At 42.6% G+C, this 11,424-nt stretch carries 9 protein-coding genes and 1 pseudogene; 7 read left to right on the top strand and 3 right to left on the bottom strand.

The window, feature by feature from the left end; translation table 11 throughout:
* A pseudogene (locus O3598_RS05600) lies at window positions 1–277 on the top strand (inverse autotransporter beta domain-containing protein); the annotation flags it as partial.
* A gap of 81 nt (window positions 278–358) precedes the next feature.
* Window positions 359–1,471, top strand: a complete 1,113-nt coding sequence (locus O3598_RS05595) for an inverse autotransporter beta domain-containing protein (RefSeq protein WP_371452088.1) — start codon at window positions 359–361, stop codon at window positions 1,469–1,471.
* A 76-nt stretch (window positions 1,472–1,547) separates the two neighbouring features.
* Here the strand turns inward: O3598_RS05595 and O3598_RS05590 are convergent, their stop codons facing one another.
* Both O3598_RS05590 and O3598_RS05585 read right to left on the bottom strand, forming a co-directional pair.
* The gene (locus O3598_RS05590; protein ID WP_371452086.1) at window positions 1,548–3,917 is read right to left on the bottom strand and encodes an SEL1-like repeat protein; all 2,370 of its coding nucleotides are present in this window, start codon (window positions 3,915–3,917) and stop codon (window positions 1,548–1,550) included.
* A gap of 1,052 nt (window positions 3,918–4,969) precedes the next feature.
* Window positions 4,970–5,752, bottom strand: a complete 783-nt coding sequence (locus O3598_RS05585) for a basic amino acid ABC transporter substrate-binding protein (protein ID WP_137660390.1) — start codon at window positions 5,750–5,752, stop codon at window positions 4,970–4,972.
* Window positions 5,753–5,923: 171 nt separating this feature from the next.
* Between O3598_RS05585 and O3598_RS05580 the strand changes: the two genes are divergently transcribed.
* Complete coding sequence (locus tag O3598_RS05580) at window positions 5,924–7,105, top strand: amidohydrolase (protein ID WP_371450382.1); 1,182 nt, start codon at window positions 5,924–5,926, stop codon at window positions 7,103–7,105.
* Between the two features lie 3 nt (window positions 7,106–7,108).
* Here O3598_RS05580 and O3598_RS05575 read toward each other — a convergent pair whose 3' ends face one another.
* Window positions 7,109–7,453 (bottom strand): hypothetical protein, encoded by a 345-nt coding sequence (locus O3598_RS05575; protein ID WP_005378268.1) that lies wholly within the window; start codon window positions 7,451–7,453, stop codon window positions 7,109–7,111.
* Window positions 7,454–7,549: 96 nt separating this feature from the next.
* Here O3598_RS05575 and O3598_RS05570 point away from each other — a divergent pair, with 96 nt between their 5' ends.
* From O3598_RS05570 to O3598_RS05555, 4 genes are all read left to right on the top strand, one after another.
* Window positions 7,550–8,494, top strand: coding sequence for a Cof-type HAD-IIB family hydrolase (locus tag O3598_RS05570; RefSeq protein WP_005378253.1), 945 nt, complete (start codon window positions 7,550–7,552; stop codon window positions 8,492–8,494).
* Between the two features lie 60 nt (window positions 8,495–8,554).
* Window positions 8,555–8,758: a 4Fe-4S dicluster domain-containing protein gene (locus O3598_RS05565; RefSeq protein ID WP_005378245.1), complete on the top strand. Its 204-nt coding sequence runs from the start codon at window positions 8,555–8,557 to the stop codon at window positions 8,756–8,758.
* A gap of 388 nt (window positions 8,759–9,146) precedes the next feature.
* Window positions 9,147–10,682, top strand: coding sequence for a glutamine-hydrolyzing GMP synthase (gene guaA, locus O3598_RS05560; RefSeq protein ID WP_371452083.1), 1,536 nt, complete (start codon window positions 9,147–9,149; stop codon window positions 10,680–10,682).
* A 146-nt stretch (window positions 10,683–10,828) separates the two neighbouring features.
* Entirely contained in the window at window positions 10,829–11,347 is a 519-nt protein-coding gene (locus O3598_RS05555; RefSeq protein ID WP_227041251.1) for a hypothetical protein, read from the top strand.
* The last annotated feature ends 77 nt before the right edge of the window (window positions 11,348–11,424 follow it).

Below are 11,424 nucleotides of genomic sequence, written 5' to 3'. Positions count from 1 at the left end.
AAAAGGTTTTAAAGTGGGGGCAGAGTTCCATATTACACCGCATCTTACCCTTGATGCGGGTTACCAAACGGCATCTCATCATTTGAGTGGCCCTTATGCAACCTTGAAATACACAATCGGCACATCCAAGTTTGCTTGGCGTGGCGGTAAACATAGTGAAAGCGCGATTACAACGGCTCGTGCTAAGATGCTTGATAAGGTACATCGTAGTGATATGGTTGTACAAGAAATTATGGAAGAAAACTATGATCATGGTGTTACTGATGTAGGGTTATAATCTGTAACTCATAAAAATTACCTAAAGGATGGCAATTATTATATTGCTACAATAACTATGTGAAAGAAGGGTAAAATTTACATGTATTTTAATACTAAGTTTAATATACGACTGCTACTTTGTGTAGCAGCTTGTACGATGTGTTGGTCTATTGCTTTCGCAGATAGTACTGATACAGATACTGCTGTGAAAGTGAATTCTAGCAGTTATCAAGATTGGGCTGATAGAACTGATATTTCAGCGAAGTTTCAAACCAATCACAAGCCAATATATAGCATAGAGACCTTACAACCTATAGGTCATCATGATAACAACTCTAAGAGTATAGTATTTGTACAAGGCAAAGTTACTTCCCATGGAGGCATAAGTCGTACAGCTGATGGGTATGCAAATCATGTGACACGTAATGCAGGTGGTCATGTATATGAATGGTCCTTTGATCAGTCGATACAATCCATAGGCACAACGGGAAGCCTAGGAATAGGTTATCGCCGATTAAGTAAAAAGGAGCATAGCTATGTAGGTATTAATGCTTTTTATGATTATGCTTTCAAAGAACATTATAAGCGTGGTAGTTTAGGTGTAGAATATGTAACTGGTGAAAATGAATTGTATGCTAATTTCTATAAACCATTAGGAAGTACTACATCGTCTTATCGTAAATTTAAGCGTGATGAAATGATTCCAGCACCTTATAATATACCAGATGTTGATGTTTCTGTTGGTGAAAGTCATGAAAAACGTGTTGCCTATGGATATGATATCGGATACGCACGAACCTTTAAAAATGCCCGTTATATACGCGCCTATATTGATCGTTATCATTGGAATCGGATGAATGGAGAGATTAGAGATGTAGAATGGTTTAGCAATGATATATATAACTATAATATTGCATTCCCTGTAAATGGTGTCTATAAGAATGGTATTAAAACTGGTGTTAATGTGAATGTGACACCTCACATTTCGGTAGGCATGGGCTATGATAAACCATTTGGACACTCTGGCGAGTTTTATGTACAAACTATGTATACGCTTGGTAAATCTAAGTTTGCTCTCTTTGGTGGAAAGCATAGCGATAGTAGTATGACAACTGCTCGTTCTAAAATGCTTGATAAGATTGAACGTCAAGATATGCAGGGGCTCAATCTAAATGGGGATTTCCACGTTCATTACCCTCATGATCGTTTATAATATATGTAGCCTATGTTTAGGTTATAACAAAGGAGCTAGTACGCTGTGTACTAGCTCCTTTGTGTTCTTTATTCTATTATTGTAAATCCTTAGGCACGCTGAGCGGTTTCCAATTATCTAACTCTGGAATGTCTAATGTATTGATAGTTCGTTGTATCCAGTAATTCAAGGACACTTCATTGCCAAAGTACTGTTCAAATAGGTATGTATTACCGGGAATATCCTTTTGCTTGCCGTGTTCGTCGACGATATGGCGCATCGATTCCTTGAGGTACAGTTGCACCCTAAATGGTGTGGACCGCTTGCCCTTGAATATGAAATAGGATGGCCCAATAAAATCGTGGGTACGAACGTTGATTTGCTCGTAGCGATTGCTCTTGAGGCCTTCCAATGATGCTTGTATCATGGCGTTGGCGTCATCATATTCCTCGAGTAGGAATGGTTCTTGGTCGACGTCGAGTACATAGTGCCACGTCGGTTTTTCTTCATCTGTTTCGATGGCCCATGCATCTGAAAGCTCCGGTAAACGGTGGCTTTCATAAAGATCATGCCACAAATTATGGACATCCTCTACATTGAGCAGCGATTTATAAATAATCTCATGCCCTTCGGCTGGATCGTAGCCGTACAATCGAACCTGATAGGTGTTGCGTGGCATACGTTTAGTCTCTAGTTTATAGATATTCCGCAATTTGTCCGGAATGGTTAGGAAATGATTGTAAAAGCTAAGCACCACCGTATCTTGTGTGGATAGGGCCTTATCGATGGTTTCTCGGTCATATAATGTGGTATCCCACTGAAAGCCATTCATAGTAACGGATAATCGGGCTGCATTGTGAGGCCATGTGGTAGGGGCCGGGCGCACGGTCGTAGAGGATTCGGTTATACCTTCCTTGTAATGCCAATGGCCATCTACCTTTTCGAAAGCTGCTAATCGTTCTGCTGCTTCATCATCTACCGGAATATCTTTGATTTCTTCGCTGCGATTGGCGAGATGTGACACGATGTACTGATGGGAGCTTTCATAATAATGAACGGCACTGTCGAGGTCAGGTGTTCCCGTAACATAACCTTTTTCATAGGCGTAGCCCAAGGCAACGCGTGTGAGCGCACGGGTGATGTCGTAGAAGAGCACGCGGTCCTCCTCTTGAAGCGCCCGTTTCTCTTCCTCTAACACGCGGGTCAAGGATTGAATAGCAAAACGGATGTTTTTGGTCACGCCGATGCCGTGAATGCGCATATAACTGATATACGGCAAGGAGAACAGGAACCGATCCTTTGTCGCCGCCATGTATGTCAAATCGGCGATGAGCCCCCAGTCGAGAGGTAGGCCGCCAATGTGAAAGATATAGTTAAATGCGGCTTGCAACGCTGCATAACCGGCGTCATTAAAGTCCTTTGTGGCCGCCTGTTGATACAGTTCAGTAGCCTTGATTGGGTCATACGGGATGGCAGCGCGCAACGCAGGTTGCTCATAAAAATGGTAGTAATAGTCCGCAAGTTCCGCGATGCATTCTGGCTGGCCTAGTTCGGCGCCCTTTGTAAACCATGTGAAAGCCTCTGTAAACTCGCCCCTTTCGTGATGGTCGAGAGCCGTATAGAGCATCATGGTCGGATTGCCTAGTTCAGCGGCCCTGCGTGCCACACGGCGTGCATTTTCATAATCGCCTTCATCGATATAAATATTGCGCAAGTTCCCTTGGAACATGGCGAGACCTTGATCAAGGGCTTTGGTAAACCAGTATTTCGCATGCTCCCGAGATTTTGCTTGTAGCGTTTCTTCGTCTACCATACCGCGCAAGGTAGCAATGACTTCACGTAAACTCTTGCTGCGCGTCGCTTGGTGTAATCGTTGACTAAAGCTAGCCTTTTCTGGGCCCAATAGTTGTTTAGCCTCGTTAATAACGTGGTAATCGCCCCAAAAGAATACGTTGCCTATAATATATTGGCAGTATGCATCGTCTTGCTTTGCATACTCATAGATGATGCGGAATGCATCATCAAAGGACAACTGCATATCTCGCCTCACCGTAGGCGTAATCGACCCAGCTATGCGTAATGCTTGTAATGTGCCAATTGGACTATTCCGGCGGATACTATCATGTAAACACTGATACGTGCGCATATTATCCTCTGGAAAACCCGATTCAGCCCACGTAAATCGTGGCCCAGCATACACGCGTGCCAATAGGGCATATGCGTCTCCTAATTCACGTTCCTCAGGAGATAAAGCCTTCTGGTAGATTTCCTCAGCATCTGATTCACCAACGCTGCCTTGTGATGTAGCCGTGTTGCGTAATTCATGCTGAATTGGTTTTGTCACATTCGATTGATTATTTACAATCGACTCTAATATGCGGAGGCCCTCTTGAGCGGACTGTGGATTATAAGACATAAAAATTAAGTGGAAGACCCGTTGGAGGCGGTCTGTGAAATATTGAGCCATAGGCCCTCCTTTCGTTTTTATACAATACACTACTATTATATACCGAATACACAGCTCGTGAAAGGTAGGAAAGGTGATGGGGCCTCTGAAAGCCGACACGCTACTGCGCTTCGCGGAGCCCGAAGTCGTTTTCAGAGGCCCCATCACCTTCAACTATCTCGTTCTATGTTAATTCGGTATATAATAGTAGTGAAATTGATAAAATCCGTTATTGCCAACCCAGCCGAGGGACAGGAGGGCCTACGGCCCGTGTGACGACGTGCCCTGAGAACCTCCACCGGCTGGGTCTGATTCGCCCTACGGGCTCACAGGGCCAAAGTCGGATTTTTGGGCCCATCGGTTCTATCTCTCGGTCCATAGCTGACACGCGGAATATAATAGTAGTGAAATTGATAAAATCCGTTATTGCCAACCCAACCGATAGGAAGGAGGGCCTACGGCCTGTGCGGAGCCCGAAGTCGTTTTCAGAGGCCCCATCACCTTCAACTATCTCGTTCTAGTGTTGATTCGGTATATAATAGTAGTGAAATTGATAAAATCCGTTATTGCCTACCCAACCGATAGAAAGGAGGGCCTACGGCCCGTGTGACGACGTGTCCTGAGAACCTCCACCGGCCGGGTCTGATTCGCACTACGGGCTCACAGGGACATAAGTAGGGTGTGAGGCAACAGAGGAGCATTGCGACGCATGGGGCCCACACATCACTTAGTCACGAACGTAAGATTTCGTAAAACGAAATCCACAGTGAGTGTAAAGTCGGTTTCAGAACACGCCACTGCCCCACGCATTAAGGCTAGTGTCAATTTGGAATATAATAGTAGTGAAATTGATAGAATCCGTTATTGCCCACCCAGCCGATAGAAAGGAGGGCCTACGGCCTCTTTCTCTTCCGTATAACGAAAAAATAATTTCTAAGTCAGGTTAGAGTGGATATGAAAAAAGATACCCCATGAAAAAACGACTTTGGCCCTGCCCCGTAGGGGACAGACCCGGCCGGTGGAGTTTTTTCGTGGGGTATCTTTTGATTATCGTTCTAGCCGTTGACTAGAAATTATTTTTTGTTATAGTCACCAAACCATTTATCATAGATTTTTTGGTATGTGCCGTCTTCTTTAAGTTCTTTAAGAGCTTTGTTAACAGCTTGTTGTAATTCTGTGTTGCCTTTTTTAACACCAAGTACTGTACCAGGTGCTTTTGTAGGTTCGCCTACGAGTTTAAGGTCTTTGTCAGCACCTTGTTTTAGGTAGTACATAGCAACTGCGTTATCGATGATTGCGCCATCGATTGTACCGGCTTTCAATTCCATAAAGATATTGGCGTTGGAGTCCATTTCTTTTACTGTTGTGTTAGGAATTTTTTTAGCCATGTCTGCAGGAACAGTACCGATTTGAACGCCTACAGTTTTGCCAGCAAGTTCATCCATGTTGTGGATAGAAGTGTTGTCTTTGCGAACCACTGTGATGAAACCGCCTTGGTCAAAGTATACATCAGAGAAGTCTAATGCTTTTTCACGTTCAGGAGTTGCGTTGATGCCTGCTGCGATCATGTCGATGTCGCCAGATTGAACTGCTGGAATCAAAGCGTCAAAGCCCATGGATTTGAATTCCATTTTTAGGCCCAATTTTTTAGCGATTGCTTCGGACAAATCAACGTCGAAACCAACGTATTTATCGCCTTCAGTAAATTCGAATGGTGGGAATGTAGTTTCAGAACCTACACGTAACACACCAGCCTCTTGTGTCATTTTGCTTTTTTCACTGCCACAACCAGCCAATAAACCCATAGCAGCAACGGCTACGAGCGCGATAGCTGTCAATTTTTTGAATTTAAACATAGTATCCTCCTCAAATACGATACAAACATATTAATCTGTTTATATTGTACGGAATTTTGAACCAATAGGCAATAACATTGTATAATTAAAGGTGCGAAAACAAATTATGTACATGAAATGTACCTTTTACCAAATAAGGTCGGTTATTTATACATACATTTAGGAGGGCCTATGTCTCTTACTGAACAATTTTCCAATGCTTGTGAAAGCTTCGCCCAAGAGGCTTTCACCATTAATTATACATTGGCGAAGAATCCTGAACTGTCTAGTCATGAATTTAAATCCGTTAAGACAATCGGAGCTGTTCTTGAAAAGCACGGCATCCCTGTGACTTATGAGTTCTGCAATTTGCCGACTGCTTTTAAGGCGTCTGCTGTGAAAGTAGATCATCCTAAAGGGCGTTTAGCGATTTTATGCGAATACGATGCGTTGCCAGATGTGGGTCATGCGTGCGGACATTGTGCGAGTGGATCTATGAGCACCTTGGCAGCCCTTGCATTACATAAGATGCAGCAAGATGGCGTAGCTTTCAACATGGACATCGACATCATCGGTACCCCTGATGAGGAAGCAATGGGGTGTAAGGTGGATATGTGCAACGCTGGCGTATTTAAGGACTATGATTTTGCCATTATGGTCCATCTCGATGGTGAAGAAACGCGCCCAAACTCGCAATTCCTAGCCCTCGACTGTTTCCGCGCCAAGTACCATGGTAAATCGGCCCATGCGGCGGGTGAACCTTGGAATGGCATCAATGCGGTAAACGGCGTGCAACTCGCCATCCATGCCATGGATATGCTGCGCCAACAAGTGCGACCAGAATCTCGCATCGGCACGTGGATCATTAACGGCGGCACCGCGTCCAACGTCATTCCTGCCTATGGCGAACTAGAGGTAACCGTACGTCACACAGAACGAGAGTATTTGAACGGTTTGTCCGAGCAAATTAAAAAGATTTTTGAAGGCGCTGCCCTTTGTACCGGTACGACTGTAGACGTTGAGTTTTACGGTAATCCTTACGATGATATGAACCAAAACCATCGCGGCACACACCTCATCGAAGACGTGATGGCCGACATGGGCCTTGATTTTGAATCAGGTCCAGCAGACATTGGCGGTAGTTCCGATATCGGTAATGTGAGCTATCAATGCGCCGCATTTCATCCTAAACTACGCTTGGCAGGCCCAGATAAGGTGTGCCATGCCAAGGAATTTGCAGATGCTATGCTCGAACCAACCATTGAACAAACCATTGTAGATGGTGCTAATATCATTGGTCGTACATTGTTGCGCTTGGTTGAGAATCCAGCTGTTTTAGAAGAAATTGTAGCCGAGTTCAACAGTACTAAGTAGTTTCTAATCGAGATTCACAATGTTAATAAAGTGCTTCCTATATCTATCGGGAGAGCTGTAATATCGTAGATAGAATTCGGTATCTGTTTCAGAGTTATTGATAATAGATGATAATGAAATACTGCCATTTATAAAGCTACAATTTTTGGTAAAATAGGCACCTACCTCAACGTCGTGGTGATAGAGCGCCCATACTACGTCATTGCCAGCGATGAATGGAATGTACTTGAATTCAAGGAATTCAAATAAACCGGCTATGGTTATATCATCAGGTACGGTGAATTCTTCACGATGATGACTCATATCATCAGCCGCACAAACGGCATCTCGATCGATTAGTATATGCATATGATTTCACATCCTTTGAACCGATAATTCTATAAATTTATATGCTTATCTTTATTGTACATCAAGTAAAAATTATATTGTATTAAAGGAGGTTGTATGTCTTCATCTGAACCATTAGACATTAAAAATTACATAGGCCTTACTAGTGATACGCCGATTCGATTCATCGCGTCTGACGTGGATGGCACATTGGTGAATGATGCGAAATCTGTGGACCCTGAGGTGGTATCTGCTGTTCGTGCTGCTCGTGAAAGCGGTATCCGCGTGGCTATCGCATCGGGCCGTGCGTGGCATGAGATGGACGATGTTATCGATGCCATGCCGTGCTTGCGCTACTTTGTGTGTACCAATGGTGCCTATGTTATGGATAAAGAGGGGAAAAAGGAACTCGTTCATATCTCCTTTGATAAAACTCGTGCCATAGATTTAGTACGGAAACTCATGACCTACGGTGTGTTTGTAGAGGCTTATGTGAAAGCCGAAATTTTCGGCCAATATCCAACAGTTGGCAATGAAACATTACAAGCGGAGCGTTTCTTTAGACCGAATATTAGACCATTTATCTTGAAAACGCGCACGATGGTACCTGATTTATTGGCACATCTAGAATCCTTGCCAGAAGGACCGGAGAAAATTCAAATCTTTTACGGCGATGAACGTATACGCGAACGCATTCTAGCTGATTTACGCGATGACTTTCAGGGGGCAGCCACAGATGGTAAGGGGCGCGAACGTTTTTACGACGTTCTTGAATCAAGCGAAGGAAATTTAGAATTTGTATTGCCTCATACGACAAAGGGCACGGCCGTAGAGGCCTTGGCGAACCATTGGGGCTATACGCCTGACGAAGTGATGACCATTGGCGATAGCGAAAATGATCTATCTATGATCCGTTTTGCTGGCGCTAGTGTAGCTATGGGAAATGCACGAGATAATGTGAAAGCTGCCGCTCGTTACGAAACAACGGATAATAACAATTATGGTGTAGCTCGTGCACTCTATTCGGCCATTGCACATAATCGTGAATTAGAAGGTAAATAAAATTAAAATCTAATAGCGAGTTGATGATAATCCCTATAATTGATAGCGAGGTGATGTAATATGGGCAATCTAAAATTTGATATAGACGATACCTGCGTTAAATGCGGTGCCTGTGCTGAAGATTGTCCTGTACAATGCATCACTGAAGGAACCACAAAATTTATTATTGGCAACGGCTGTATCGGGTGTGGTGATTGTTATTCAATCTGTCCCGTTGGGGCCGTACAAATGCATAAGCTACTTAAAGATAGAACAGGCCTGTAGTAATCTGAAATGGGTGTGTAATAGACTCTCTAAAAAATAGAACAGGCCTGTAGTAATCTGAAATGGGCACGTGCAATAGGCCTTCTAAAAATAGAACAGGCCTGTAGTAATCTGAAATGTGTGTGTAATAGGCCTGTTCTATTTTAAAATAGGCATGTGAAAGGGCGACTTTGAACTATCAGGATCAGAAATGTATTAGAAATCCGAACGTTAAAAAGTAATGTATAACTTTCATACGGAATATATGGAGTCCATATACTTCGTATGGTATAATGAAATGTAATGAAATTTAGCGTTTTGCTTGTTAAAACGCACCCCCAGTACAGGAATGTATGGACATTATAAATTGGTGAATATACTTTCACAAATAGATGCATACGGAGGAACTATGGAAAACAAGGAATTTGTTATTGTTGTCGATTTCGGCGGTCAATATAATCAGTTGATTGCACGCCGCGTTCGTGAAAATCATGTATACTGCGAAGTATATCCATACAACAAAGCATTAGAAAAAATTAAGGAATTGAAGCCGCAAGGTATCATCTTCACTGGTGGCCCTAACAGCGTGTACGAAGAGAATTCCCCTAAAATTGAAAAGGAAATCTTTGAGCTTGGCATTCCAGTTCTTGGCATGTGCTATGGTATGCAATTTATGGCGCATACATTGGGTGGCGAAGTTAAATCTGCGGACAACCGTGAGTTTGGTAAAACACCTACTAAAGTGGACACTACATCCCCATTGTTCAAAGGCTTGGACGAAGACCAAGTTGTTTGGATGTCCCACGTTGACTATGTAGCAAAAGTTCCTGAAGGGTTCGAAATCATTGCGCATACAAAAGACTGTCCTGTTGCATCTATGCAAAATAAAGAACGCAAATTATACGCTATGCAATATCATGCAGAAGTATTGCACACTGAACATGGTAAAGAAATGCTTCACAACTTCTTATACGAAGTATGTGGCTTCACAGGCACATGGACAATGGCAAACTATGCAAAAACTGCTATTGAAGAAATCCGTAACACGGTAGGCGATGGCAAAGTATTGTTGGCATTGTCTGGCGGTGTAGATAGCTCTGTTGCAGCAGCTCTTATTTCTAAAGCTGTAGGCGACCAATTGACTTGTATCTTCGTTGACCATGGTTTAATGCGTAAAAACGAAGGCGACGAAGTTGAAGCAGCTTTCAAAGATTCCGGCATGTATTTCATCCGTGTCGATGCAGAAAAACGTTTCTTAGATAAATTGGCTGGTCTTGAAGATCCAGAAGCTAAACGTAAAGCTATCGGCGAAGAATTCATCCGCGTATTCGAAGACGAAGGTCGTAAAATCGGCTCCGTTGACTTCTTGGCGCAAGGTACAATCTACCCTGACGTTATTGAGTCCGGTACTGGTGAAGCAGAAGTTATCAAATCTCACCACAACGTAGGCGGCTTGCCTGCAGTTGTAGACTTCAAAGGCCTTATCGAACCATTGCGTAATCTCTTCAAAGACGAAGTACGTGAACTTGGTTCTGAATTAGGTTTGGCTGATTACCTCGTATGGCGTCAACCATTCCCAGGTCCTGGTCTTGCTATTCGCGTAATGGGCGAAATCACGAAAGACAAACTCGACATCTTGCGTGATGCGGACTACATCTTCCGTGATGAAATTGCTAAAGCTGGCCTTGATCGCAGCATCAACCAATACTTTGCAGTATTAACATCTACACGTACTGTAGGCGTTATGGGTGACTTCCGTACATACGATTACACATTGGCATTGCGTGGCGTAACAACAACAGACTTCATGACTGCTGACTGGGCGCGCATCCCTTACGACGTATTGGACACAATCTCCCGTCGTATCGTAAACGAAGTACAACATATCAACCGTATCGTGTACGATATTACATCTAAACCACCTGCAACAATTGAGTGGGAATAAAAATTAGAACAACATAGTATTTAAAGAATACATATACAAAGGCCTTTCATCGTTATGGTGAGAGGCTTTTTGTGAAAGTAGTAGTTGCTCTAATTTATTTTTTCTATTTTGTTGTTACTAGTAGATATCTTTAAGGAAATAAGGGTATGGAAACCATAAAAGAACTTTTAGATAGTGACATATATTTAGATATTATAAAAGAACTAGGAGTCGATAACTTTTATAAAGATTACCAAAGTGTTGAAATAGAAGAGCTAAAAAATCGATTAAGACAGAGACAATTCTTACTAGAAGGCTTTAATTGTAAGGTGCTTTCAGAAAAAGAGATGGTGCAGTTTTACGAGGAAATGATAGAAGAATATGGAAAAGATATTATCGTTTGGTCTAAAAAGTTTTTGCAATATAGCGACGATACTATTGAGGCGTATCCTGATGGAGAATTTCCAAAAGGAGAGGAAATATCTGAGGAGGATGTATCAACTACAATTGAAATAGGAAAATATTCTAAAACGAGTATTGCTTTGTATATAATTGAGTTCGATCTCTTGAAGAATCATCAAGAGATAGTAGCTGAGTATTATAAAAGATTGGGCATTCCTCGGGCCGCGAAATATGCAAAAGACATGATAGCATTTTATAAAGAGGTTTTTACTTTAGGTATTTAAATATTAATGATTGAGGGCTGTTTTGTTACAGCCCCTTTTATGTTATACAAAATAATTGGTATACTAATTTTAAGTTA

It is taken from the genome of Veillonella atypica, from assembly GCF_041431435.1.
In the GTDB taxonomy this organism is placed as follows: Bacteria; Bacillota; Negativicutes; order Veillonellales; family Veillonellaceae; genus Veillonella; species Veillonella atypica.
Note: the sequence above shows the minus strand (reverse complement) of the source record. Positions and strands in the feature narration are given on the sequence as shown.

Bases quoted from the DNA above. Each gene is read 5' to 3' on its own strand.
- O3598_RS05595 (WP_371452088.1), top strand. From the start codon at position 359: ATGTATTTTAATACTAAGTTTAATATACGACTGCTACTTTGTGTAGCA.
- O3598_RS05585 (WP_137660390.1), bottom strand. From the start codon at position 5,752: ATGTTTAAATTCAAAAAATTGACAGCTATCGCGCTCGTAGCCGTTGCT.
- O3598_RS05565 (WP_005378245.1), top strand. From the start codon at position 8,555: ATGGGCAATCTAAAATTTGATATAGACGATACCTGCGTTAAATGCGGT.
- O3598_RS05590 (WP_371452086.1), bottom strand. From the start codon at position 3,917: ATGGCTCAATATTTCACAGACCGCCTCCAACGGGTCTTCCACTTAATT.
- O3598_RS05575 (WP_005378268.1), bottom strand. From the start codon at position 7,453: ATGCATATACTAATCGATCGAGATGCCGTTTGTGCGGCTGATGATATG.
- O3598_RS05580 (WP_371450382.1), top strand. From the start codon at position 5,924: ATGTCTCTTACTGAACAATTTTCCAATGCTTGTGAAAGCTTCGCCCAA.
- guaA (WP_371452083.1), top strand. From the start codon at position 9,147: ATGGAAAACAAGGAATTTGTTATTGTTGTCGATTTCGGCGGTCAATAT.
- O3598_RS05570 (WP_005378253.1), top strand. From the start codon at position 7,550: ATGTCTTCATCTGAACCATTAGACATTAAAAATTACATAGGCCTTACT.
- O3598_RS05555 (WP_227041251.1), top strand. From the start codon at position 10,829: ATGGAAACCATAAAAGAACTTTTAGATAGTGACATATATTTAGATATT.